Raw genomic sequence first — 25,692 nt, 5'->3', positions numbered from 1 at the left:
TGCTGCGCGCCGGGCCCGGGCCCCGGGGAAAGCGGCGCTCTCGCCCGCGTGGCCGCTTTAGCGTTTGGCGCCGCCGTTGGCCGGCGGCTTTGGCGCGGTTTGCGCCTCGTCCTTGCTGGTCGCCGGAGGCGCGAACCGCTCGATCTTCGCCTTCGACCGCAGGTTGAGCACCAGATCCTGCTGGGCCTTGCGGGCAAGATAGGCTTCGACCTCGGGCTTCACCTCATCAAACGACGGGGCTGGCCGGGTGCGCCGTTCCTCCAGCTGGATCACATGCCAGCCGAACTGGGTTTTGACAGGCGCGGAAATTTCCCCCGGCTTGAGACGGAAAGCCGCTTCCGAGAATTCCGGCGCCATGCGGTCGCGGGTGAACCAGCCGAGCTCGCCGCCGCTTTTCGCCGCGCCCGGATCGGTGGACATGTCGGCGGCGACCCGGGCGAAATCCTCGCCGGCCTTCAGGCGGGCGATGGCCGCTTTCGCGTTCGCTTCGGTGTCGACAAGGATGTGGCGGGCGCGAACCTCTTCTTCCGGCTTCAGATCGCGCAGGGTCTGCTGGTAAGTCTTTTGCGCCGCCTCTGGCGTCACCGCCTTGCGCGCTTCGTGCGCCAGCAGTTCATCCAGCAGCAGCTTGTTGCGGTTATACGCCGCCTTGCGCTCGAATTCCGGCGTGGTGTCGAGTTTCTCCGCCACGGCGGCGCGGCTGCCGAGCTGGAGGTCGATCAGGTAGCTCAGCACATAGTCCTGCCGGTTTTCCTCCGACACGCGCGGCAGGCGATCCGCAAGGTCTTCCATCGCCAGGCGCACGTCGCGCTGGGTGATCGGCGCGCCGTCCACGCGGGCCAGAACCGTATCGTCCGGAACCGGCGCGGCGGCGGGAGCGGCGGTGGCGGGCGCGGCGGCGCCAGGAGCGGACGTGGCGGCCGGCGCGGCGCCGCGCGACGGCATGCTGCGGATGACGCCGGAAAGGTCGCCGCGCGCCGGATCCTTCGCCAGCAGCGGGCCGGCGAGCAGCGAGCCGCCCAGCAGGCTCGCGGCGACGAGCGCCAAAACGGCCGGGCGTGCGGAGCGACGGAGGCGGACGTTCATCAGCGGCTGGTCCTGCATCTGCATCAAGGGCGTATCCTGCCTGGGGCGCATCGCGTTCGCATGGCGTTGAAGGCCGGCGCCGGCGGCGCAGGCTGCCGGCATGAGTGTCTGATCGCGCCGGATTTTGCAAGCGAAGACGGGGCCATGGCCCTGCCGGAAGCCGCCGGCGCGACGGTCCCGTTCAGCGCGTCCGGCTTCCCTGGAATCCGGTTCAGGGCGGCCGGTTCACGGCGTCCAGGCGGGACGGGGCGCGGCCTCCAGCTCCGCCTGCCGCGCGGAATCGATAACATCGCGCAAAGCGCGCAGCACCAGCTCCACCCCCTCGCCGGAGGCCGCCGAAAGCATCAGCGGCCGTTGCCGGCTCGCCGCCGCCAGATCGGCCAGCCGCGCCGCGCGGGTTTCATCATCCAGGGCGTCGATCTTCGACAGGGCGACGACCTGCGGCTTCTCGGCCAGGGCGTTGCTGTAGGCGGCGAGTTCGTCGCGCACCACCTGGTAAGCGCCAGCGACGTCCTCCTGGGTTCCATCCACCAGATGCAGCAGCACCCGGCAGCGCTCCACGTGACCAAGGAAGCGGTCGCCAAGACCAAGCCCCTCGTGGGCGCCCTCGATCAGGCCGGGAATGTCGGCGAGCACGAACTCGCGCCCGTCGAGCCCGACGACGCCCAGCCCCGGATGCAGCGTGGTGAACGGATAGTCGGCGATTTTTGGCCGGGCGGCCGAAACGGCGGCGAGGAAAGTGGACTTGCCGGCGTTGGGCAGTCCGACCAGGCCCGCATCGGCGATCAGCTTCAGCCGCAGCCAGATCCATGCCTCCTGGCCTTCAAGGCCGGGATTGGCGCGGCGCGGCGCCTGGTTGGTGGAGGTTTTGAAATGGGCGTTGCCGAAGCCGCCGTTGCCGCCGCGCGCCAGGCAGATTTTCTGCCCGGTTTCGGTAAGGTCCGCCAGCATCGTCTCGCCATCCTCGGCGAAGATCTGCGTGCCGGCGGGCACCCGCAGCACCACGTCGTCGCCCTTGGCCCCGGCGCGGTTGCGGCCCATGCCGTGCATGCCGGCGCGCGCCTTGAAATGTTGCTGATAACGATAGTCGATGAGGGTGTTTAGATTGTCGACGCACTCCACCCACACATCGCCGCCGCGCCCGCCGTCACCGCCATCGGGGCCGCCGAATTCAATGAATTTCTCACGGCGGAAGGAGACGCATCCCGCGCCGCCATCGCCCGAGCGAATAAAGACTTTCGCCTGATCCAGAAACTTCATGGCTTCCCGTAATTGAGTATGGGCCGGACTGCAAACGGCTGCCGGTTCGTTCACGACGACCGGTGGGCGACCGCCCTTCATACCCTGGCCAGACCCTTTCGCATATCAGCCCCCGCCTGACCGGGCATTGCGCTGGCGTTTTGGCCGGATATGGTCAAAATCCAGGCAACGGCCCAAACGCCCTGCATTGAACCGCCCGGGAACCGGATGTCCACACAATCCACGTCAGCATCCGCCAGTCCATCGCCCGCCGGTTCGCCCCCGCTGGGGGCGGCGCCGGTCGCGCCGTCCAGCCGCCTCGGCGTTGGCCTGATGGTCATGGGCGTGTTTCTGTTCGCCCTCAACGACGTGCTCGGCAAATGGCTGGTCGGCTCCTATGGCGTCGGCCAGATCCTGATCGTCCGCAGCATCACCTGCCTGGTCATTCTGGCGCCGTTCTACTGGCGCACCGGGCTGACGCCGCTGCTGCGCGCGCCCCGCCCTGGCCTGCAAATCCTGCGCGGCCTGTTCTCCGCCATGGAGGTGGCGCTGTTCTACACGGCGGTGATCTGGCTGCCGCTGGGCGACGCGGTGACCTTCTACATGGCCGGACCGATCTATGTGGCGGCGCTGGCCGCCGTGCTGTTGCGCGAGCGCACGGACACGACCGGCTGGCTGGCGATCACCGCCGGCTTCATGGGCGTGATCGTCGCGCTGGAGCCGGGCGGGGCCAGCTTCACCTGGCCGGCGCTGATCGCCCTCGCCGGCAGCATGCTGTTCGCCTGCTCCATGATCATCACCCGCTACCTGCGCGGAACACCGGACGTGGTGCTGGTGACCGGCACCATGCTTGGCGCGCTGGTCATCGGCTTCATCATGCTGCCGTTCGGCGGCTGGAAAGCGGCGCCGGCCGTCGATCTGGCGCTGATGGCGTGGCTCGGCGTGGTGGCGCTCATCGCCCATGTCTGCGTCAACCGCTCGCTCAAACTGGCGCCGGCGACGGTGGTTGTTCCCTACCAGTATCTGCTGATCGTCTTCGCCATGGCCCTGGCCTGGGTGGCGTTTGGCGAGCAGCCGCGGGTCACCGCCATGGCCGGCTCGGTGATCATCGTCGCCGCCGGCATCGTGGTGTTCCTGCGCGAGCGGCGCCTGAATGGCCGCATCGACGCCAACGCGGCGACGCCGCCGCTGCCCTGAGGCTCGCGACGGCAGACGCCCTGGCGCGCGCGGCGCCGGGCCAGCGACGCGGCGTTGACGCGCCGCCAACCGGCGCCCATGCCCCTGCGCCAGCAACCGCGAGGCGGCGCCCCGGCGCGCCCTCCAGCCCAGGACAGCGACATAAAATGACGCCAGTTATTTATATTGTTACAATTTAAAATTGGCGCATCCCCGTTCCAGACGGCACGAAAACTGAAACTGACCGGATCAGTTCTGCGCTTTCACAACTATATCTGTCGACTATGACGCGCTGCGGCGTTATGAGCGACCGGCGCGACGCTGGCGGTTCCGGAGCCTGCGCCGCCCACCCCGGGTTTGTTGTCGATGATTGATTTGCTGAAGCGCTTCGCTTCCTACTACCGCCCGCACAAGGGCCTGTTCGCGCTGGATTTCGGCAGCGCCATCGTCGCTGGCCTGCTCGAGCTCGGCTTCCCCATCGCGGTGATGCTGTTTGTTGACCGGCTGCTGCCGACCAACCGGCTCGGCCTCATCACCGTGGCGGCGGCCGGGCTGCTGGCTGTTTACGCCGTCAGCGCCGGCCTCCAGGTGGTGGTGACCTATTGGGGCCACATGCTCGGCGTCAGGATCGAAACGGAAATGCGCCGGCGGGCGTTCGATCACCTGCAAAAGCTGTCCTTCGGCTATTTCGACAACGTCAAGACCGGCCATCTGGTGGCGCGGCTGACCAAGGACCTGGAAGAGATCGGCGAAGTGGCCCATCACGGGCCCGAAGACCTGTTTCTTGCGGTGATGACGCTGATCGGCGCCTTCGCGCTGATGCTTGGCGTGCACGCGCCTCTGGCCGTCATCACGGCGGTGATCGTGCCGCTGACCGCTTTCATCACCATGCGCTATGGCGCGCGGATGACGTCCACCTGGCGCGCCATCTACGGGCGCGTCGCCGACTTCAACGCCCGCATCGAGGAGAACGTCGGCGGCATCCGCGTGGTGCAGGCCTTCGCCAACGAGGACCACGAACGGGCCCTGTTCGCCCGCAACAACAGCGCCTACCTCGCCACCAAGCTCGAAGCCTACCGGGTGATGGCGGTGTCCCAGTCCCTGTCCTACCTCTCCATGCGTTTCGTCCAGGTGGTGGTGATGCTCGCCGGCGCCTGGTTCGTGGTGCGCGGCGAACTCACCGCTGGCGGCTTCGTCGGCTTCCTGCTGCTGGTCAACGTGTTCTTCCGCCCGCTCGACAAGATCAGCATGGTCATCGAGATGTACCCCAAGGGCATCGCCGGCTTTCAGCGCTATCTGAAGCTGCTCGACACCCGGCCGGAGATCACCGACCGGCCTGGCGCCGTAACGGCAGGCCGCCTGCGCGGCGATATCGCCTATCACAACGTGCGTTTTGGCTACGCGGACGGCGCGCCGATCCTCCAGGCCGTGGATTTTTCCTGCCGCGCCGGCGAAACCGTCGCCTTTGTCGGCCCGTCTGGCGCCGGCAAAACCACGATCTGTTCGCTGCTGCCGCGTTTTTATGAGGCGGACGCAGGAGCCATTACCATCGACGGCGTCGACATCCGCGACATGACCCTGCGGTCATTGCGCGAAAACATCGGCATCGTCAGTCAGGACGTATTCCTGTTCGCCGGAACCCTGCGCGAGAACATCGCCTATGGCCGGCTGGAGGCGCGCGAGGATGAAATTCTGGCGGCGGCCCGCCATGCCCGTCTCGAGAGCCTGATCGCCGATTTGCCAGCGGGCCTCGACACGGTTGTCGGCGAGCGTGGCGTCAAGCTCTCCGGCGGCCAGAAGCAGCGCGTCGCCATCGCCCGGGTGTTTTTGAAGAACCCGCCGATCCTGATTCTCGACGAGGCCACCAGCGCCCTCGACACCGAGACGGAGCGGGCGATCCAGCAATCCCTGGCCGACCTGTCGCGGGGACGCACGACGCTGGTCATCGCCCACCGCCTGGCCACCATCGCCGACGCCGATCGGGTGCTGGTGGTGGAGGACGGCAGGATCGTCGAACAGGGCGATCACGCCACCCTGCTGAACCGCGCCGGCGGCCGCTACCGTCGCCTGCACGCGGCTCAGGCCAGCGCCACGACATTGCCCGACGATCTTCTTGCGGCGCCGGACCGGGCACGGCCCTGACGCGTCGAATGGCCGGCGGGACCGCGTGGACCCGCCAGACGGGCGGCGGCGACGCCGGCGCCTTCGCCGCGAGGGGAACGCGGGCCATTGCAGGTTTTAGTTCGGAAGCGTCTTGCCTCCTGATGTGCTTTTCATGCAAGGCGGGGGCGCCATGTCGCGCGGACGCGCCAGACCAGCGCGGGCAGCGTCCGGTTCGACCGGGCGCATCCTCACCCCGCCAACCGCCAGGGACCCTGCCTGTACCCATGAACGCCCTGCTGAGCGCCCTGCAAAACTCACTTCGTGGCCTGGCCGTCGCCGCGCGGCGCGAACGCGCCATCCGCCAGGAACTTGTCGTGTTGCTGCTGGCGGTTCCCGCCGCTTTCCTGCTGTCTGGCCAGCTCTGGGTGCGGATCGCTCTCGTCAGCAGCGTGTTGCTGGTGCTCGCCGTGGAATGCCTCAACACGGCGATTGAAAAGTTGTGCGATCACCTGCACCCCGGCCGCCACGACGCCATCGGCTTCATCAAGGACATGGGGTCCGCCGCCGTGCTCTGCGTCACCCTGATCGCTTTCCTCATCTGGGCCGGCGCGCTCGCCATGGCGCTCTATCCGTGAATGGGTCACCAGATCGCGTCCGGCGCGCGACTATCTGGCGGGCCGTTCACCACCTAGACTGGGGCGTCGCCCTGCCCCGAAGCGTTCCATGAGTGTTCCCTGAATGAGCGGTCTGCTCGCCCTGCTTGACGACGTCGCCGCCCTGACGCGGTTGACGGCGGCCTCCCTCGACGACATCGCCGCCAACGCGGCGAAAGCCGGCTCGAAAACCCTCGGCGTGGTCATCGACGACGCGGCGGTGACGCCGGCCTATGTCAACGGCGTCCACGCCAGCCGCGAGCTGCCGATGATCGGCCGCATCGCCCTTGGCAGCCTGCGCAACAAGGTGGCCCTGGCGCCGGCGCTGCTGTTCCTCAACTGGTTTTATCCGCCCGCCATCACCGCCCTGCTGCTGGTGGGCGGCGCCTATCTGTGTTTCGAGGGCGCGGAGAAAATCTGGCATGCCCTCGCCCCCGGCGCGGACCATGCCGTCAGTGAGGACATGTCGTCCGGTGATCCGGCGTCGCTGGAGCAGGCCCGCGTCAAGGGGGCGATCAAGACCGATTTCATCCTGTCGGCGGAAATCATGACCGTGGCCCTGTCGGTCATCACCACGCCCTCGCCCTGGCTTCAGGCCGCCGCGCTTCTCGCCGTCGGCGCCATGGTGACGGCGGGCGTCTATGGCGCGGTGGCGGTCATCGTCAAGCTGGACGACGCCGGCCTGTTCATGGCCCGCTCCGGGCGCTTCGCGCCGACCCGCGCCCTTGGCCGCCTGATGGTGAAAAGCCTGCCCTTTGTGCTGGGCGCGCTGTCCGCCATCGGCACGGCGGCGATGCTGTGGGTGGGCGGCAGCATCGTGCTGCACAGCCTGCACGTGTTCGGCCTGCACGCCCCCGCCGATGTTATCGCCCGCATCTCCGCCGCGACGGGCGCGCTGGCGCCGGGTCCGGCTGGCCCTGCCGTGACGTGGCTCGCGGGCGCGGCGCTTGACGGCGTCGCCGGCCTGGCGCTTGGCCTCGCGCTGGTTCCACTGGCCAGCCGCGTCGCGGCGCCGATGTTGCGGCTTCTGGGCGGCAAAAAGCCAGGCTGACGCAGCCAGCCCCCCCAAGCCTGGGCCATGGACGCGCGCTGGCGACCACGCGCCAGCTTTCCTTATTGCTCCAGGGCGCGACAGACGCATGCGCGCCTTCATAACCGCGTCGCATTTTCTCGCACGAGCCGGTATCGTCCCGCCGACCACGACGCCGCAACAGGACCAGCCCTTGCCAACCGCCCGTCCCCTTTGGCTGATCCTCGCCGTGTCGATGTGCGGCGTTTTTCCCGGCGCCGGCGCGGCCGGGGCGCCCCAGGCGAAGGCCGGGGCCAGCGAGGCCGGGGCGAGTGAGGCCAGAACCAGCGAGGCCAAGACCAGGGCGAAGGCGGACGGCAGCGCCGCTTCGCAGGATGATGACGATAATGACGATGAAGACGACGGGGACAGCGCGCCAGGCGCGCCGCCGGATTCCTGGCCGACAACTTATGTGGACCTTGAAACCGGCTGGTCGTCGACGCCCGGCAATACGATCGGCCTTGGCCGCAACAACCTGCGTTTTCTGACCGGCGAGAAATCGCGCGGCTTTTACATGTCCGCGCCGCTCACCATCGCGCTCAGCGACCGGCTGACCGTTTTCGCCGGGCTGGATGGTTCTGGCTCCCAGACGCCGGGGGACAAATGGAGCAAGTTCACGCCCGCTTCGTGGAGCGTCGGCGGCTCGGCGGAGGTCATCGAGCAATCGGGCCTCATGCCCGGCGTCACCCTGTCGGCCTCGGCGTCACGGCCGTTCGAGCCCATCGCCCTTGGCGTGTTCAGCACCACCTGGACCGGGGGCATTGACCTCGACCTTGCCTTCGACGCCGACCAGACGCGCGGCCTCACCGCCGGCGTCAGCTACAGCCGCACCCAGGTATCCTCCAGCTTCGCCCGGGTCGGCGCGCAGCTTGGCGGATATATTGGCGGCTACTGGAGCCCATCGAAACTGGTCAATCTGTCCGCGCAGGTCGGCGTGCAGTATTTCGGCGGCGCCGAGGCCGCGTCGCTGCTGCGCCTGAAGCCGGTGACCACCCCCTATGTCCTGGTGGAGCTGGAGCACGTCGACGATGACGACAACCGGGTCTTCGCCATGAACCTCGGCCTTGGCTGGTCGCCCAAGCCCGTGGTGCAGTTCACCATCTCCACGCCGCTCTACCTCGCCCGTTGACCCCATCGCCAGTTGACGCCTCGCCCGTTGACGCCGCAGCCGGCTGGACCACCGGCTGGACCAGACAACGCCCGGGGGGGCGCGCGGATCGGACTTGCAGGCATGAAGCTCGCAGGAAGGGGCTTGCAAGCGGCCGCCGCTTTTGACGCAATCAGCGGGCAGCCGGCGCAGCGCCGATGAGGAAAGGCCCCCCATGAGCGACAGGAAGCAAAACGGACAGCGCCCCGCGCCCCCCGATGCAAGGCCGCCGACGCTGGCTGACCTCGACATGTCCCCGTCGCTTGGCGACAAACAGTACGCCGCGGAGCTCAAGAGCCTGCAACAGCGGTTCGCGCGCATCCAGCAGGCCTATCTGTACCACGGCCACAAGGGGCTGGTGGCTTTTGAAGGCTGGGACGCGGCGGGCAAGGGCGGCGCCATCCGGCGGATCGCCGCGGTGATGGACCCGCGCGGGTTCAAGGTCTGGCCCATCGCGGCCCCCGAGCCGCAGGATCAGAAACGACACTACATGGCCCGTTTCTGGGACCGGGCGCCGGCGCGCGGCGACATCTGCATCTTCGACCGCTCTTGGTATGGCCGCGTGCTGGTGGAGCGCGTCGAAGGGTTCGCCAGCGCGGCTGAATGGCGCCGCGCCTATGATGAAATCAACGCCTTTGAACAATTGATGGTTGATGACGGCGCCCGCATCGCCAAGGTGTTCCTGTACATCACGCCGGACGAGCAGTTGCGGCGCTTCCGCGACCGGCTCGACGATCCGCTGAAGCGCTGGAAGCTGAGCTATGAGGACTTTCGCAATCGCGAGAAATGGAGCGATTACGAGGCGGCGGTGAACGACATGCTGGCGAAGACTCATACCCGAACGGCGCCGTGGAAACTCATTCCGGCCAATTGCAAGCGCCATGCCCGCATCGCCGCCATGACCGAAATCGCGGACCGGCTTGAGGCCGGCGTCGATCTCGCGCCAAGGCCGGTTGACCCGGAAATCCGTCGCCGGTTTCGCAAGATTGACAACACCCGGGACTGATCGCGAAGCAGGCGCCGCGCTGGGCGCCGGAAAAACCGCGCCGCCGCCCGGTATCCACAGCGTACCCGGGCCGCAATCGCGGCTGGCTGGCGCAGGGCCGGCGAAAAGTATGGCCATCGCCCTATCAGGCTGATCTGCAAAATATTTCGCCGCATGGGCGGGCGCCGCGCCGCGCTTTGCCGCATCCTCTCGCGCACGCGGCGCCAACGTACGTATTTCCGCCCACGAGCCGGAAATGCCGCGCCAGAACAGGCGCACGGCTCAAACCGGGCCTGCCTGTGGACAGGATCGTTTCCCCTCCAGGGCGCGCGGGCCGCGACGCCGTGAGCATTGACAGCCCTCCACATGTGATCTCTGATAAAAAATATAAACAAGGACGACAGGTCACGGACCAGGTCCAGATAACGCCCGACTGGAAACCGGCCGCATGGCCGTCACCGGTCCGGGGAAGGCGCTCCGAGGGGGGAACGCCACTGCAGCCTGCCTGCTGCGCCAGCATTCCTGCGCGATGCGGCTCCGCGTCGGTCGGGGAAGTGCGCCAAAAGTCGGGGCGACGCCTGAAGAACTGCCCTGATGTTTCTGGAGCACGCGCGGCGCCGCGAGCCGGCCGGCAATCTGCGCGCCCGGCGTTCTTCATGGGAAGCAACCGCTGCGACCCACGGGAAGAACGCCCGGAACCCATAAGACAGATCAGAATTCCGCTGCGGCGCGGCGGGCATTTGCTCTGTCAAAAAACAGACGGGAGGGCCGTCATGACCGATATTCCGGCGAAGCTGTCGTTCGCCACAGGCGAAGGGGGCCAACTGGCGGGCGGCGCATCCGTGGCCGGGCGCATGTCCGCGGCCAGGTCGGCCGCCGGCGCGGCGCCCCTGCTCGACGTGCGCGATCTGTCGACGGCCTTTCTCACCAGCAATGGTGAATTGCCCATCACCCGCCAGATCAGCTTCAGCATCAGGGCCGGCGAGCGTGTCGGTCTGGTCGGCGAAAGCGGTTGCGGCAAATCGGTCACCGGCCTGTCGCTGATGCGGTTACTGCCGCCACAGACCGCCCGCGTCACCGGCGAGGCGCGCCTCGCCGGCCAGGACCTGATGACCCTGTCCCCCCGCCAGATGCGCGCGGTGCGTGGCCGCGACGTCGCCATGATCTTCCAGGAGCCAATGAGCGCCCTGGATCCGGTGTTCACCGTGGGCGAGCAGATCGCGGAGGCGTATCGCGTGCACTTTCCCGTCAGCCGGGCGGAGGCGCGCCAGCGGGCCATCGCGGCGCTGGCCGAGGTCGGCATCCCGGCGCCGGAGCGGCGCTACGATGAATATCCGCAGCAGCTGTCCGGCGGCATGCGCCAGCGGGTGATGATCGCCATGGCGCTGATCTGCGAGCCGAAGCTGATCATCGCCGATGAGCCCACCACGGCGCTGGACGTCACCATCCAGGCGCAGATCACCGACCTGCTGCGCTCCCTCAGCGAACGCACCGGCGCCGCGCTCATCTTCATTACCCACGATCTGGGCGTCGTCGCCGAGACGTGCACGCGCATGATCACCATGTACGCTGGCGAGATCGTCGAGGACGCGCCGGTGGACGATGCGCTGACCCGGCCGCGCCACCCGTACACCTCCGGCCTGTTGCGGTCCCTGCCCGGCCTCAGCGCCCGGCGCGGCGTGCTGCCGTCGATCCCCGGCCGCGTCCCGGCGCCGGGCCGCATGCCGGATGGCTGCCGGTTCCGTGAACGCTGTGGCTACGCCATCGCCGGCTGCGAGGCCGCCCAGGCGCTGCTGCCCATGGCCGCGGACCATGTGGCGCGCTGCTGGCGCGCCCGCGACCTGTGGCTGCCGGGGTCGGTGGACGACATGGCCGCCGGCAGCCCCGTCGCCCACAACCTCGCCGCCGCCACAGGGGAGATCCGCCCATGAGCATGGGGCGCCACGCCACGCATTCCGCCGCTCCCGCCACGGACGCCGCCGCCGGCGGGCCGCTCGCGACGCCGGGCGACCGCCCGCCAGTGCTGCGCGTGGAGGATTTGCGCATCCGCTTTCCGGTCAACAATGGCCTGGAGACCGTCAAGGCGGTCGACGGGGTGGATTTCGAGGTGCGCCAGGGCGAAACCTTCGGCGTCATTGGCGAGTCTGGCTCGGGCAAGACCACCATCGGCCGGGCCCTGGCCTGCCTGCTGCAGCCCACCTCCGGCCGCATCCTGCACGATGGCGTCGATCCGGCGACCCTGAGCCGCTCGGCCTTCCGCAGGCGCCGGCGCGACTACCAGATCATTTTTCAGGACCCCAACGCCGCGCTCAACCCGCGCATGACCATTCTCGACAGCGTCATGGAGCCGCTGCGGATCGCCGGCGAAGGCGATGACGCCGCGCGCCGGCGCGCCGCCACCGAGGCGCTGGTCCGCGTCGGCCTGGCGCCGGAAGCGGGCGTGCGCTATCCGCACCAGCTTTCTGGCGGCCAGAAGCAGCGCGTCAACATTGCCCGGGTGCTCACCCTGCGCCCCCGCATGATCGTCTGCGACGAGGTGGTGGCGGCGCTGGATGTGTCGATCCGTGGCGACGTGCTCAACCTGTTCGCCGACCTGCAGCGCGAATTTGGCCTCACCTATGTGTTCATCACCCACGACATTTCGGTGGTGTCGCACATCTCCGACCGCATCGCCGTCACCTATCTCGGCAAGTTCATGGAGCTGGGGCCGGCCGATGCGGTGACGGAAAAACCGCTGCATCCCTACACCCAGGCGCTGCTGTCGGCCGAGCCGGTTCCGTTGCCGTCCAGCATGCGGGTCAACCGGCGCATCATGCTGGAGGGCGAAATCCCAAGCCCGGTGTCGCCACCCTCCGGCTGCCGCTTCCGCACGCGCTGCCCGTCGGCGCAGACACGCTGCGCGGCGGAGGAGCCGGCGTGGCGCGAGCTGCGGCCGGACCACTGGGTCGCCTGCCATTTCGCCACGCCGGAAGGACCGCCGCCGCCCAACGCCTGACCGGCGCGACCGCACACAGGTTTCAGCCAGACAACAAAAGGCGCGGCCCGAACCGGGGCCTCACGCCGCAGCAGGGGAAACGTCCATGAGCCATGATCTTGCCCGCGCGCCGCTCGCCAGCATGCTGGACCGCCGCGCCTTCCTCGCCCTGGTCGGCGCGGCCGGCGCCGCGACGCTGGCCGGCGGCTCCGCCCTCGCCGCGGAACCGAAGCGCGGCGGAACGCTGCGCCTGTCGGCCCTCGCCAATCCCTCGTCGCTGGACCCGGCCACCGGCGGCTCCGGCTTCGACCATTGCTATCTCTGGACAATTTACGACACGCTGGTCGAGTGGGACTACGACACCCTGAAGCCCAAGCCAGGCTTGGCGAAATGGTCGTTCCCGGATCCGAAGACCATGGTGCTGGATCTCCAGCCCAACGTAAAATTCCACGACGGCGCGCCGCTCGACGCAGAGGCGGTCAAATTCAATCTCGACCGCAACCGTCAGGACCAGCGCTCCAACGTCAAGGCCGACCTCACCAGCGTTGAAGACGTGGTGGTCACCGGCCCGCTGCAGGTGACGCTGAAGCTGAAGAACGCCGACACGGCCCTGCCGGCCATCCTCTCCGACCGTTGCGGCATGATGATCTCGCCCGCCGCCGTCAAAACCCACGGCGCCGCCAGCGATCGCAACCCCGTTGGCGCCGGCCCGTGGAAATTCGTGAGCTGGGCCGACAACCAGAAGGTCGCTGTCACCCGCAACGACAATTACTGGCGCAAGGACCGGGGCTTCGTCGACGCCATCGAGTTCAACATCATTCCCGAACAGGCGACGGGCCTGCGCTCGGTGGTCGCCGGCCAGAATGACATGGCGTTCGCCCTGCCAGCGCGCCTGAAGCCGGTGATCCAGCGCGCGAAAGAGTTGCAGGTCGTCTCGGCCCCGACCCTTTACTGCATCCAGTTCTACTTCAACACGAAGCGCAAGCCGCTGGATGATCTGAAGGTGCGCCAGGCGATCAACTTCGCCATCGATCGCGACGCCTTTGTGCGCGCCACCATGGCCGGCCTCGGCGAGGCGGCGACCATGACCCTGCCGAAATCGCACTGGGCCTGGTCCGAGGCGGCGTCGAAGCTTTATCCGCACAGCGTCGACAAGGCGAAGCAGCTGCTGGAGGAAGCCGGCCTCGGCAAGGGCTTCGAACTGACCGTTGGCTCCTACACCGACCAGGATTCAGTGCGCCGCGCTGAGGTGTTGCAGGAGCAGCTGGGCAAGGCTGGCATCCGGCTGAAGTTCACGCGCGGCACCGTGGCCGAGATCAGCGCCAACTTCTTCAATCAGGGCTACGACATGCTGCTGTCCGCATGGACCGGCCGGCCAGATCCGAGCATGACCTACGCCCTCGGCTTCGACAAAGGCGCCTATTACAACGCCAGTCGCGAAGCCACCGATGAGCTGAGCGACCTGATCCGCCGCAGCCGGGAGAGCGAGGACCTGAAAGAGCGCGCCGCCGTGTTCGACAGGATCCAGCAGATCACCATGGGCCAGGCGCTCTCGGCGCCGATCGCCTTCCAGTACGAACTCGACGCCCTGTCGCCGAAGGTGAAAGGCTACAAACCGGATCTGCTCGGCAAGCCGAAGTTCGAGTTCGTCAGCCTGGAGTGAGCCTCCGTCACCGCGCCCGTTTCCGGCGGCCGGTCGCCTGAGGCCCCGCCGCCGGAGCCTCTCCACCCTCACGACGGTATGAGATGCTCGCTCCAGCCAAACGCAGAATGATCCGCAGGCGCCTGCTGCAGGCGATCCCGGTCATCATTCTCGCCACCTTCTTCGTCTTCGGACTGCTCAAGCTCGTGCCTGGCGACATCGCCGTCACCCTGGCCGGCGACAACGCCACCGACGCACGCATCGCCGAGATCCGCGCCATGTATGGCCTCGACCAGCCATTCCTCGTCCAGTACGGCGGCTGGTTGCTGAAGGCGGTGCAGGGGGACCTGTCGAAATCCCTGCTGTCCGGCGAGGCGGTGCTCACCTCCATCGCCCGTTGTCTGCCCAACACCATGCTCATCGTCGTGCTGGCGTTGCTGCTGGCAATGGCGATCGGCATTCCGCTGGGCATTCTGGCCGCCAGCCGTCCCGGCGGCTGGATTGACGGCTTCGTCATGTCGGTGGCCTCGCTCGGCGTCGCCATTCCCAACTTCTGGCTGGCGATGCTGCTGGTGGCGTGGCTGTCGCTCAGCATGGGCTGGTTTCCGGCCACCGGCTCGGTCCCCTTCACGGAAAACCCTTGGGAATCGTTACGTCACGCCATATTGCCCGCCGTGGCGCTGGCCTCGGGCGGCGTCGCTGAGGTAGCGCGCCAGTTGCGCTCGTCGCTGGTGGAGGTGCTGGCGTCGCAGCAGGTGCGCACCCTGCACGCCAAGGGCGTCAGCCCCGCCTCCATCCTCTGGAAGCACGGGCTGAAGAACGTCAGCGTCAACCTGCTCACCGTCATCAGCCTGCTGGCCAACCGCATCCTCGCCGCCACCGTGGTGGTGGAGGCTGTGTTCGCCATTCCCGGCATGGGCGGACTGATCGTCAACGCCGCCATCCAGCGCGACTTTCCGGTGGTCCAGGGCGTGGTGTTCGTGATGGTGCTGATCGTTGTCAGCATCAACCTGCTGACCGACGTGCTCTACAGCGTGCTTGACCCGAGGATTTCATGATGGCGGACATCACGTTGTCCACGGTCCCCGCCCGCCCGCGCCGTCTCGGCGGCTTCGCCCGCTGGCTGCGCACGGACCGGCGCGGGGCCATTTCGCTGTTCTTCCTGCTCGCGCTGGTCGCCGTCGCCATCGCCGCGCCCCTGCTGGCGCCGTACTCGCCGACCGAACAGAACATCGATGCGGCGCTGGCCCCCATGTCGGCGCAGCACTGGCTGGGCGCCGACGACCTCGGTCGCGACACCCTGAGCCGCCTGCTCTATGGCGCCCGCGCCAGCCTGTACGCCAGCGTGCTGGCCGTGGTCATCGCCATTGCCATCGGCGTGCCGGTGGGGCTGATCGCGGGCTATGCCGGCGGCTGGACCGACGAGATCATCAGCCGCGTCATCGACAGCCTGCTGTCGTTTCCGGCCATCGTGCTGGCCATCGCCGTTACCGGCGCGCTCGGCATCGGCCTCACCAATGGCATGATCTCGGTCGGCATCGTGTTCTCGCCCATGCTGGCGCGGCTGGTGCGGGCCCGGACGCTGGTGGTGCGCAACGATCTCTATGTGGACGCGGCCCGCTGCTTCGGCCTGCCCACCTGGCAGATCCTGTGGCGGCACGTGCTGCCCAACACCATCCAGCCGGTGATCGTCCAGGTGACGCTGCTGCTGGCGGCGGCGCTGCTGGCCGAGGCCAGCCTCAGCTTTCTCGGCCTCGGCATCCAGCCGCCGGAGCCAAGCTGGGGCGCCATGCTGGCCCGCGCTTACCAGAACATGGAGATCGCGCCCGAGCAGATGTATCCGCCCGGCCTCATCATCATGTTCACCGCCCTCGCCTTCAACACCCTCGGCGAATCCCTGCGCACCGCGCTTGATCCGACCATGAAGCGCCTGTGAGCGGCCATAAGGCTTCGACGCACGACACGACAATAAAACCGCGTGAGGAAACAATGACGCCCGAGGAACTGTTCGCCGACATGCTGGCGCATGGCGAGATGGTGCTGGAACGCCTGGATGACGTCGCCGCGCGGCTGCCGGACAAGACCTTCATCCATTATGGCGAGGACAATGTCCGCCTGAGCTTCGCGGAGTTTCGCGACCGGTCCGACGCCATCGCCGCCGGGCTCGTCGCCATGGGCCTGCCGCGCGGGCAGCCGGTCAGCGTGCTCACGCGCAATTCGCTGGTGGCGGCGCTGGCCATGTTCGGGATCTGGCGGGCCGGCGGCGTCTATGCGCCGGTGAACTTCAACTTCACCGGGCCGCTGCTCTCCTACCAGCTGCGCGACACCAACCCGTTCGCGCTGATCACCGACCCCAGCTTCGCGCCGGTTCTGGGCGGCATTGTCGATGAAATCCCGCTGCAACGCCTGATCGTCCACACCCCGGCGCCGGCCGATCACGACGCCACGGGCGAGCGCTTCGGCCCCGAATTCAGCCGCCTGGAGGTCAGCGAATTCGCCGCGCTGCTGCGATCGCCGGGGCCGGCGCCGCGTTTCGTCTTCCGCCCGTTCGATCCGGCCAATATCGTCTACACCTCGGGCACCACCGGCCCGTCGAAGGGCGTGCTCCAGCCCTACCGCTGGCTCAACAATTACCTGCACATGATGCGGCGGATGACCACCGCCGACGACGTGATCTATTGCGACTTGCCCATGTATCACGTGGGCGGCGCCTTCTTCCTGCTCGCCAGGGCGGTCTGGCAGGGCAACACCGTTGGCCTGTGGGACAAGTTCAGCCCCAACAAATTCTGGGACCGCATCGCGGAATGCGGCGCCAGCACCTGCGTGCTGCTCGACGTCATGGTGCCCTGGCTGATGTCGGCGCCGCCGCGCGACAACGACCGCGCCAATACCCTGAACAAGGTGCACATGCAGCCGTTGCCGCCCAACCATCATGAGGTGGCGCGACGCTTCGGCTTCGACTTCGTGACTTCCGGCTTCGGCCAGACCGAATCCGGCCTCGGCTTCGCCGGCGTCATCGACCAGTTCGATGATGCGGAAGGTACCCCGGGTCATCTCTGGAAGGGCTATTCCAAAGCCGACCTGCTCGCCCGCTGCCGCGAGGCCGACCGGCCGGTTCTGGACGGCGCCGGGCCGGTTCCGAAGGGCTTCATGGGCGCGCCCAACCAGGTCTACGAAGTCGCCATCCTCGATGAGGACGACAACCGCCTGCCGCCTGGTGAAGTCGGCCAGTTGGCGTTCCGCCCGCGTTATCCGGGTCTGCTGCTGCTGGAATATTTCGGCAAGCCGGAAGCCACGGCCAGGGTGCTGCGCACCTGCTGGTTCCATACCGGCGACGCCTGCCGCGAACTGCCGGAGATGCCTGGCGTCTACAGTTTCGTCGACCGCATGGGCGGCTTTTTCCGCGTGCGCGGCGAGAACGTCTCGTCCTACGAGGTGGAGGCGCTGCTGGCCCGCCACGACAAGGTGCGCGCCGCCGCCGCCGTGCCGGTGCCGGCGCGCGAGGGCTCGGAGGAGGACATCGCCGTGTTCATCGAGCTGGTCGAGGGCGAGATCATGGACGAGGCGGAGCTGCGCGAGCACGCCCGGGCGATGATGCCGAAATACATGCAGCCGGCCCATGTGCGCTTCATCGACGCCCTGCCGCTGACGCCGACCAGCAAGATCGAGAAGTACAAGCTGAAACGCCAGATCATGGAAGAACTCGGCCTCTGATCCGGCAGCCGGAACAACCAGGAAGAACCCATGACCCGGAACGTGGAAAACCAGACAGCGCCGGCGACCGACGAGGACGCCTATCTCGCCCACCTGCGCGACCTGCATGACAAAGCGTGGCCCGCCGGCGTTCCCCGCACGCCGACATACGTGCACGGCGAAATCCCGCTCAGCGAATATCTGCGCACATGGGCGCGGCTGCAGCCGGACCGCGACGCGCTGATCTTCTACGGTCGCCGTTACACCTGGCGCGAGCTGGACGACCTCAGCGACCGTTGCGCGGCGCTGCTGCAACGCCTCGGCGTCCGGGCCGGCGACCGCGTCGCCGTGTTCATGCCCAACTGCCCGCAGTTCCATGTGGTGTTCTTCGGCGTTCTCAAGCTTGGCGCCGTGCATGTGCCGGTCAGCCCGCTGTCGCGCGCCTTCGAGCTGGCCTATGAGCTGAACGACACCGGCGCCGAAGTCATCGTCGCGCTGGACGAGCTCAGCAGCGTCATCGACGCGGTGCGCGGCGAAACCAGCCTGCGCGAGGTCATCGTCACCGGCTTCGCCGACGTCCTGCCCGAGGAGCCGGAAATTCCGGTTCCCGCCTCGCTGCTGACGGCGCGGACGCTGCCGGCCGGCGCCACCGACCTGATGCCGGCGCTGGCGGCGATCACCGACGCGGCGCCCCTGCCCCCGCCGGACATCGACGCCGTCGCGGCGCTGAACTACACCGGCGGCACCACCGGCATGCCCAAGGGCTGCATTCACACCCAGCGCGACATGGTCTACACCGCCGCCGCCAATTACGGCGTCTCGCTGCGCATGTCGCCGGACAATGTCTCCCTGTCGTTCTTCCCAGAGTTCTGGATCGCCGGCGAGAACGCCGGGCTGATCTTCCCCACCTTCGCCGGCTCGACCCTGGTGCTGCTGGCGCGCTGGGACCCGCTGGGCGTGCTGGCGGCCATCGACCGCTACAAGGTCAACACCATGGCCATGCCGGTCGACGGCGCCGTCGAACTGATGGATCATCCGCGTTTCGGCGATTTCGACCTGTCGTCGCTGGCCCAGGTGCGCGTCGTGTCCTTCGTCAAGAAGCTCAACGCCGAATATCGCGGCCGCTGGAAGGCGCTCACCGGCCTCACCCTGGTTGAGAGTTCGTGGGGCATGACCGAGACCCACACCTCCAACACCTTCACGGTCGGCTTCCAGAACCACGATTTCGATCTGAACACCCGGCCCGTGTTCGTCGGCCTGCCCGTGCCGGGCGCCGAATTCAAGATCACCGATTTTGAGACGGGTGAACTGGTTCCCCTCGACGGCGAAGGCGAAATCCGCGTGCGGACGCCGTCGCTGCTCAAGGCTTACTGGAACAAGCCGGAAGCGACGGCGGAGGCGCTCGGCGACGGCTGGTTGCGCACCGGCGACATCGGCTGCATCGACGCCGACGGCTTCCTGCACTTTCTGGGACGCCGCAAGGAAATGCTGAAGGTGAAGGGCATGAGCGTGTTCCCGCCCGAGATCGAGGCGGTGCTCGGCCAGCACCCGGCCATCCTCGGCTCTGGCGTCATCGGGCGCGCCGATCCGGACAGGGGCCAGGTTCCGGTCGCCTTCATCCAGCTGAAGCCGGAAGCGGCGAACGAAGTCACGGCGGCCGACATCGAAGCCTGGTGCCGCGAACGCATGGCCAGCTACAAGACGCCTGAAGTACGCCTGGTGGAGGCCCTGCCGATGACCGCCACCGGCAAGGTGCGCAAGCAGGACCTCAACGCCGATTGATGCGTGGCAAGGCCAGGGGCGCGCCCTGGCCCACGCCCCTCATTTTTTGACGAAACGGCTGATCGCCTCGCGGAACGCCGGCGTCTGCATGCAATGGGCCATGGCTTCCAGTTCGGCGTCGAGCTGGGCCGCCGCCGGGGTCCGCGACGACTGCTGCACCAGCTGCTTCGTCAGGCGGATGGCGTCCGGCGTATTGCGCGCGAGCCGGGCCGCCAGGTCGGCGGTGGCGGCCTCAAGCTGGTCGGCCGGAACCACCTGGTTGACCAGGCCCAACTCCAGCGCCTGCTGCGCCGTCAGACTGTCGGTGGCGAGGAACAGCTCCAGCGCCTTGCGGGAGCCAACGCGCTCGACGATGCCGATGGAGCCGCCGCCATCCGGCGTCACGCCCAGCTTGTTGTAGGCGGTGGTGAAGCGGGCGCTGTCCGCGGCGATGCAGATGTCGCCGAGCGCCGCGATGGAAAAGCCGGCGCCGGCGGCGGCGCCATGGACGCTGGTGAGCACGATGCGCGGCCCGTCGCGCAACGCCATCAGGAACACGTGCAGCGCCTCCAGCAGTTCGCGCACCATCGGTTCAATATTGTCGATATGGGAAACGAAGCAGCGGATGTCGCCGCCGGCGCAAAACGCCGGACCATTGCCGCGCAGCACGACGACGCGGATGTCCGGGTTTTCCGTGATCCGCGGCGCCAGCGTCGCCAGATATTTTGCTTCGTCCAGACCGATCGAATTGTAAGCCTGCGGCCGGTTGAAGGTGACGGTGGCGATAGCGCCGTGAATATCGAGCAGTGCGGACGGTTCGGCGGTCACGGCGGCTTTCTCTCCCCAACGGTGTTCCGGTTCCTGTTGCCAGCAGCCATGGCGCGTTTCGCCAGATCAGGCAAGCGGCGCGCCCCCGGCTGACAGGCCCAGGCGTCCGTCCTGTGGCGCGAGGGGAATTTGCGGTGACTGGGCGCGGCGCGCGGAGTATGAAACCATTCCAGACGGAGCCTGACGCCGTCGCCACATCATGCAACACATCATGATGGAGCGTTTCCCTCCCTGAACGGGACGCTCCAGGGAGCATTGCAGCCCATGACCAACCGGGTCCACCGCGGCGATCTGCCCGCCGACGTCGATTTTGGCGCTTCCGTCGCCATTGACACCGAAACGCTCGGCCTGAATCCGCTGCGCGACCGGTTGTGCGTGGTGCAGCTCTCCGACGGCAAGGGCGACGCCCACGTGGTGCAGATCCTGCGCGACGGCCCGCCGCCGGAGAACCTGATTCGCCTGCTCGCCAACCCGGACGTGCTCAAGATCTTCCATTTCGCCAGGTTCGATCTGGCTGTGCTGGAGCGCTATCTGGGCGTGATGACCACGCCGGTCTACTGCACCAAGATCGCCTCGAAGCTGACGCGCACCTACACCGACCGCCATGGCCTGAAGGATCTGACGCGCGAACTGCTCGGCGTTGACCTCTCCAAACAGCAGCAGTCGTCGGACTGGGCGGCGGAAACCCTGAGCGACGCCCAGGTCGCCTACGCCGCCTCCGACGTGCTGCATTTGCACGCCCTGAAGGCAAAGCTCGACGCCATGCTGGCGCGCGAGAACCGGACGGAGCTGGCCAGGGCCTGCTTTGAATTTCTGCCGACCCGGGCGCGCCTTGATCTGGCCGGCTGGCCGGAAACCGATATTTTCGCCCATACGTGAACGCGCTCCGCGCCTTCGCGCGCGCGGTTCTCCCCCGCGCGGCGCCAACGGGCCTCGCCCTGCGCCGCCGCCTCCGGTCCGGCGCAATTGTTCCATTTTGGGGACCCATTGTCGCCGAAAGCCACCTGCAAGGTGCAGCGTCCCAAAATCTGGAAACCATTTCGGCATAAGGATTGGCCGGGACAACCGGATGGCGCGTCGGGAGAGGGCGGCCAGGTTTGCACGGGGCGCCGCGTCTCGCATTTGTGACGCCAGTCGCCCATATAAGGGAATTGCGCGGCCAGGGGGCCTTTTCCTGTCCCCCATGCGCCACGCGGGAACATGCGCGTTTGCGCGGCGTGAACCGGCGCGCGAACGCCCCTGCCGCGCAGTGCGGCAGGCGCGGGAAAGTTGACAATGAGCGACACGATGAGAGCGGGCTATCCCGCCATGGGGCATGGTCTGCTGGATGGCGAGCGTCTGAACGCCTACCGCGCCGCCCTGCGCCACTCCCGCCTGGTCCGCACCCTGCGCCTGATCATTCCGGCGGGCGCGACGGCGGCCGTCATCGCTCTGGTAGCCTGGAGCCTGTTCCGGCCGCTGGGCAATCTCGCCGGTCTGGAGATGGGCCCGGTGGCGCTCACCGGCACCAAAGTGACGATGGAAAAGCCGAAGCTGACCGGCTTTCGCAAGGACGGCAAGCCCTACGAGGTCACCTCCCTCGCCGCCTCCCAGGACGTGCGCAAGCCAGGCATCGTCGAACTGGAGCAGATCAACGCCCGCCTCGGCGCCATTGGCGACAACGCCACGCACATGGTTTCCTCCCATGGCGTCTACGACATGAAGTCGGAAAAGCTGGAGCTGTCTGGCGGCATCGACGTGCGCACCGACAATGGCGACAAGGCCCGGCTCCAGGCCGCCCACATCAATCTGAAGGGCGGCGAACTCGAAACGAAGCAACCCGTGCAGATCACCACCGCCAATGGCGGCTCCGTTAACGCAAATTCCATGCGCGTCACCGACAGTGGCAAGGTAATCGTGTTCGAAGGCCGCGTGCAGACTGTGCTATATCCGCAGCAGGACGGCCAGAAGGGCGCGTCCGCTACAACCTCCGGCCATGCCCCCGCGACGGGCGCCGCCGGAGAACCGGATACGGGTGACCAGCAATGATGCGCCGCTTTGCTCCTGACAGTTGTCCGCCAGCCGGGGCTCCCGCCGCGAGCCGTCGCGGCCTGCCGCCGGACATGGTCTGGCGCGGCGCGCTGGCGGCGTGCATGGGCATCGCCGCGTTGCTGCCCGTCGCCCCGGCCAGCGCCCAGCCGAAAAAGCCGCATGCCGCCGCCGCGCCCGCCCCTGCCCAGAATCAGGGTTTCGCCGGCTTTGGCGGCGCCAACAGCAAGGAGCCGATCAAGATCGACTCCGACCGGCTCGACGTGTTCGACAAGGAAAAGAAAGCGATCTTCGCCGGCAACGTCGTCGCCGTGCAGGGCGAGACCACCATGCGCTGCAAAACGCTGACCGTTTTCTATGAGCAGGGCGTCGGCGCCCAGGGCGGCGCCAGGCCGGCGCCCGGCGCCCAGGCCGCCGGCGGCGGCGACAATGGCGTGCGCCGTCTGGAATGCGCTGGCCCGATGACCGTGGTCTCGAAGGACCAGATCGCCACGGCCGACAACGCCATCTACGACAAAGGCGAGCAGAAGGTTTACCTGAACGGCAACGCCAAGCTGAGCCAGGGCGAGAACGTCACCACCGGCGACCGGCTGATCTATGACCTGAGCACCAGCCGCGCCTCCGTCGAGCGCAAGCCCGGCCAGCGCGTGCGCGCCTTGCTGGTGCCAGGCAACGATGACAAGCAGCAGCCCGGCAAACCGGCCAAAGCGCAACCCGGCAAACAGCACTGACATATTTTTGGCGAAGCGGACGCCTGACCATGACGCCCGCTTTGTGAAGCACAGGTTTGACAGGATGTATGACAGCACGGACGCCCCGACCGTCGGGTCCGGCGAACAGCACTGGACACACGCCGATCACGCCGCGCGCCTGGCGTCGGCCCCCGGCGGGGTGCTGTCCGTCGACGGGCTGCAAAAGAGCTACGGTGGCCGCACCGTCGTCAAGGGCGCCAGCCTGTATGTGCGCAATGGCGAGGCGGTGGGCCTGCTCGGCCCCAACGGCGCCGGCAAGACCACGATTTTTTACATGATCACCGGCCTGGTGCGGGCGGATCAGGGGGTCATCGGCCTTGATGGCTACGACATCACCCGTCTCCCCATGTATCGCCGCGCCCGCCTCGGCATTGGCTATCTGCCGCAGGAAGCTTCGATTTTCCGCGGCCTGTCGGTTGAAGACAATATCCGCGCCGTGCTGGAGGTCACCCAGCCGGACAGGAAACTGCGCGAGCGCGAACTGGACCAGCTGCTGGACGAGTTCCAGATCGCCCGTTTGCGCAAGGCGCCGTCGATTGCCCTGTCCGGCGGCGAGCGCCGCCGCTGCGAGATCGCCCGCGCCCTCGCCGGCCGGCCGTCGTTCATGCTGCTCGACGAACCCTTCGCCGGCATCGATCCGATCGCCGTCGGCGACATCCAGGAGCTGGTCAGCCAGCTGACCCGTCGTGGCATCGGCGTGCTGATCACCGACCACAACGTGCGCGAGACCCTCGGCATGGTCGATCGCGCCTACATCATCCACTCCGGCCAGGTGCTGATGGAAGGCCGCGCCGAGGACGTCATCGCCAACCCGGACGTGCGGCGGCTGTATCTGGGCGAGGATTTCCGGCTTTGACGCCGGCCGCCTTTTCCGGCTTTGACGCCGCCCCCCGGGCGCCGCAACCGGGCGCATCGACACGGGGCCCGCGCTGATATAAGCAAGAACCGCGCCAACTCCCGGCGCCGGGCCGACCATCCTGCCGGCCGGGCCCCGGGCGGATCCACGCGGTAGGCCGGATGTCGTTCTCGCACAGGCTTGAAATGCGCCAGGCCCAGAGCCTGGTCATGACGCCGCAGCTTCTGCAGGCGATCAGGCTGCTGCAAATGTCCAGCCTGGAGCTCTCGGCCTGGATCAGCGACGAGCTGGAGCGCAACCCCTTTCTCGAGGCTGAAAGTCCTGACAGTCCCGCGCGCCAGGCGGAAGACAACCGCCGCGCTGGCGTCGACAATGCGCCGGCGGCGGCTGAAGGCGACGCTGAAAAGGCCGAACGTCCGTGGGACGCAGCCGAGCTGGAAACCAGCCGCGCCGCCCTGGAAAGCAACCTAGACGCCAGCCTCGACAACACCTTCGATCCTGACGGACCATCCCTGGCTTACGCCGGCCATGCCCTCTCCGCCGGCCGTGGCCGGCCTGACGATTTGGACCCGTTCGCCCGGCTCGCGGCGGCCCCGGACCTGCGCGCGCATCTGCGCGGTCAGCTCGGCGCGGCGCGCATCGCCCCCCGGCTCCGGCTGATCGCCGCCGTGCTCATCGACGCCATCACCGACGCCGGCTACCTCGACGGCGACACGGCGGCCGATCTCGACGGCCTTGGCCAACGCCTCGGCGTCACTCGCGCTGAGGTCGATGCGGCGCTGGCGCTGGTCCAGGGCTTCGATCCGCCCGGCGTCGGCGCCCGCGATCTCGCCGAGTGCCTCGCCATCCAGTTGCGCGAAAAAGACCGTTACGACCCGGCCATGGCAGCCATGGTGGCGCGGCTCGACCTGGCGGCGAAGCGCGATTTCGCCGCCCTGCGCCGCATCTGCGGCGTCGACGACGCCGATCTCGCCGACATGCTGCGGGAATTGCGCGCCCTGGAGCCCCGGCCCGGCCGCCCGTTTGAAACCGCGCCGGTGACGCCGCTGGTCGCCGACGCTTTGGTGCGGCGGGGGACAAAGGGCGACTGGATCGTCGAACTGAACAGCGACGCCCTGCCCCGCGTTCTGGTCGATCGCGCCTGGTACGCCCGCGTGGCGCGCGCAGCCCGGGGCGAGGCGGAAAAAGCTTTCGTCAGCGACGCCTGGCAGAGCGCCAGCTGGCTGCACCGCAGCCTCGACCAGCGCGCCCGCACCATTCTCGCCGTCGCCACGGAAATCGTCCGCCAGCAGGAGGGCTTCTTCGCCAGGGGCGTCGCCCATCTGCGGCCCATGACGCTGAAATCGGTGGCTGACGCCATCGGCATGCATGAATCAACTGTGTCGCGCGTCACCGCCAACAAGTCGCTTGGCTGCGAGCGCGGCGTCTTCGAGATGAAGTATTTTTTCTCGGCCGCCATCGCCGCGTCCGGGGCCGGCGAAGCCCACGCCGCCGAAGCCGTGCGCCACCGCGTCCGGCAACTGATCGAAGCGGAGAAGCCCGACGCTATCCTTTCGGATGACGCCCTCGTTCGCATGCTGCGCGCCGACGGCGTCGACATTGCCCGCCGCACCGTCGCCAAATACAGGGAGTCCCTTCGCATTCCCTCGTCGGTCGAGCGCCGCCGGCGCAAGGGCGCGGTGGGCTGAGGCGCCGCGACG

Annotated in this window: 21 protein-coding genes; 18 read left to right on the top strand and 3 right to left on the bottom strand. The window is 67.8% G+C overall.

Annotation, left to right across the window (positions count from 1 at the left end; translation table 11 throughout):
- Positions 1-57: 57 nt before the first annotated feature.
- Positions 58-1,110 (bottom strand): peptidylprolyl isomerase, encoded by a 1,053-nt coding sequence (locus EV666_RS00435; protein ID WP_245514169.1) that lies wholly within the window; start codon positions 1,108-1,110, stop codon positions 58-60.
- A 201-nt stretch (positions 1,111-1,311) separates the two neighbouring features.
- The gene (gene obgE / locus EV666_RS00430; RefSeq protein ID WP_132001263.1) at positions 1,312-2,346 is read right to left on the bottom strand and encodes a GTPase ObgE; all 1,035 of its coding nucleotides are present in this window, start codon (positions 2,344-2,346) and stop codon (positions 1,312-1,314) included.
- Between the two features lie 207 nt (positions 2,347-2,553).
- Between obgE and EV666_RS00425 the strand changes: the two genes are divergently transcribed.
- From EV666_RS00425 to EV666_RS00365, 13 genes are all read left to right on the top strand, one after another.
- Positions 2,554-3,522 carry a DMT family transporter gene (locus EV666_RS00425; protein ID WP_132001260.1) on the top strand — a complete coding sequence of 323 codons (969 nt, stop codon included), beginning with the start codon at positions 2,554-2,556 and terminating at the stop codon, positions 3,520-3,522.
- A gap of 345 nt (positions 3,523-3,867) precedes the next feature.
- Positions 3,868-5,643, top strand: a complete 1,776-nt coding sequence (locus EV666_RS00420; protein WP_132001257.1) for an ABC transporter ATP-binding protein — start codon at positions 3,868-3,870, stop codon at positions 5,641-5,643.
- Between the two features lie 245 nt (positions 5,644-5,888).
- The gene (locus tag EV666_RS00415) at positions 5,889-6,239 is read left to right on the top strand and encodes a diacylglycerol kinase (protein WP_132001254.1); all 351 of its coding nucleotides are present in this window, start codon (positions 5,889-5,891) and stop codon (positions 6,237-6,239) included.
- A 103-nt stretch (positions 6,240-6,342) separates the two neighbouring features.
- Entirely contained in the window at positions 6,343-7,308 is a 966-nt protein-coding gene (locus EV666_RS00410) for a DUF808 domain-containing protein (RefSeq protein WP_132001251.1), read from the top strand.
- 172 nt (positions 7,309-7,480) lie between these two features.
- Positions 7,481-8,455, top strand: coding sequence for a hypothetical protein (locus EV666_RS00405; RefSeq protein ID WP_132001248.1), 975 nt, complete (start codon positions 7,481-7,483; stop codon positions 8,453-8,455).
- Between the two features lie 193 nt (positions 8,456-8,648).
- A complete protein-coding gene (locus EV666_RS00400) occupies positions 8,649-9,479 on the top strand; it encodes a polyphosphate kinase 2 family protein (RefSeq protein ID WP_132001245.1) in 831 nt (276 codons plus the stop codon).
- An 833-nt stretch (positions 9,480-10,312) separates the two neighbouring features.
- Positions 10,313-11,389: an ABC transporter ATP-binding protein gene (locus EV666_RS00395; RefSeq protein ID WP_207906314.1), complete on the top strand. Its 1,077-nt coding sequence runs from the start codon at positions 10,313-10,315 to the stop codon at positions 11,387-11,389.
- 2 nt (positions 11,390-11,391) lie between these two features.
- On the top strand, positions 11,392-12,453 hold the full coding sequence (locus EV666_RS00390) for an ABC transporter ATP-binding protein (RefSeq protein ID WP_132002698.1): 1,062 nt from the start codon (positions 11,392-11,394) through the stop codon (positions 12,451-12,453).
- Positions 12,454-12,538: 85 nt separating this feature from the next.
- A complete protein-coding gene (locus EV666_RS00385) occupies positions 12,539-14,095 on the top strand; it encodes an ABC transporter substrate-binding protein (RefSeq protein WP_245514127.1) in 1,557 nt (518 codons plus the stop codon).
- Positions 14,096-14,202: 107 nt separating this feature from the next.
- The gene (locus EV666_RS00380; protein ID WP_376886177.1) at positions 14,203-15,132 is read left to right on the top strand and encodes an ABC transporter permease; all 930 of its coding nucleotides are present in this window, start codon (positions 14,203-14,205) and stop codon (positions 15,130-15,132) included.
- Positions 15,132-16,010, top strand: coding sequence for an ABC transporter permease (locus tag EV666_RS00375; protein WP_132001236.1), 879 nt, complete (start codon positions 15,132-15,134; stop codon positions 16,008-16,010). The genes EV666_RS00380 and EV666_RS00375 overlap by 1 nt, the downstream gene beginning before the upstream one ends.
- Before the next feature lie 53 nt (positions 16,011-16,063).
- Positions 16,064-17,788: a class I adenylate-forming enzyme family protein gene (locus EV666_RS00370; RefSeq protein WP_132001234.1), complete on the top strand. Its 1,725-nt coding sequence runs from the start codon at positions 16,064-16,066 to the stop codon at positions 17,786-17,788.
- 30 nt (positions 17,789-17,818) lie between these two features.
- Positions 17,819-19,549 carry an AMP-binding protein gene (locus EV666_RS00365; RefSeq protein WP_132001231.1) on the top strand — a complete coding sequence of 577 codons (1,731 nt, stop codon included), beginning with the start codon at positions 17,819-17,821 and terminating at the stop codon, positions 19,547-19,549.
- Between the two features lie 39 nt (positions 19,550-19,588).
- Here EV666_RS00365 and EV666_RS00360 read toward each other — a convergent pair whose 3' ends face one another.
- Positions 19,589-20,356, bottom strand: coding sequence for an enoyl-CoA hydratase/isomerase family protein (locus EV666_RS00360; protein WP_132001228.1), 768 nt, complete (start codon positions 20,354-20,356; stop codon positions 19,589-19,591).
- A 264-nt stretch (positions 20,357-20,620) separates the two neighbouring features.
- Here EV666_RS00360 and EV666_RS00355 point away from each other — a divergent pair, with 264 nt between their 5' ends.
- The 5 genes from EV666_RS00355 to rpoN all read left to right on the top strand — a co-directional run bounded on the left by EV666_RS00355 (position 20,621) and on the right by rpoN (position 25,680).
- On the top strand, positions 20,621-21,235 hold the full coding sequence (locus tag EV666_RS00355) for a ribonuclease D (protein WP_132001225.1): 615 nt from the start codon (positions 20,621-20,623) through the stop codon (positions 21,233-21,235).
- 396 nt (positions 21,236-21,631) lie between these two features.
- On the top strand, positions 21,632-22,384 hold the full coding sequence (gene lptC / locus EV666_RS00350) for an LPS export ABC transporter periplasmic protein LptC (RefSeq protein WP_132001222.1): 753 nt from the start codon (positions 21,632-21,634) through the stop codon (positions 22,382-22,384).
- The gene (gene lptA / locus EV666_RS00345; protein ID WP_132001219.1) at positions 22,381-23,115 is read left to right on the top strand and encodes a lipopolysaccharide transport periplasmic protein LptA; all 735 of its coding nucleotides are present in this window, start codon (positions 22,381-22,383) and stop codon (positions 23,113-23,115) included. Before lptC ends, lptA begins: the two co-directional genes overlap by 4 nt.
- A gap of 64 nt (positions 23,116-23,179) precedes the next feature.
- Positions 23,180-23,992: an LPS export ABC transporter ATP-binding protein gene (gene lptB, locus EV666_RS00340; RefSeq protein ID WP_132001216.1), complete on the top strand. Its 813-nt coding sequence runs from the start codon at positions 23,180-23,182 to the stop codon at positions 23,990-23,992.
- A gap of 161 nt (positions 23,993-24,153) precedes the next feature.
- Positions 24,154-25,680, top strand: a complete 1,527-nt coding sequence (gene rpoN / locus EV666_RS00335; RefSeq protein WP_132001213.1) for an RNA polymerase factor sigma-54 — start codon at positions 24,154-24,156, stop codon at positions 25,678-25,680.
- Positions 25,681-25,692 lie beyond the last annotated feature (12 nt).

Origin of the sequence: Camelimonas lactis, from assembly GCF_004342915.1 — a bacterium.
In the GTDB taxonomy this organism is placed as follows: Bacteria; Pseudomonadota; Alphaproteobacteria; order Rhizobiales; family Beijerinckiaceae; genus Camelimonas; species Camelimonas lactis.
Note: the sequence above shows the minus strand (reverse complement) of the source record. Positions and strands in the feature narration are given on the sequence as shown.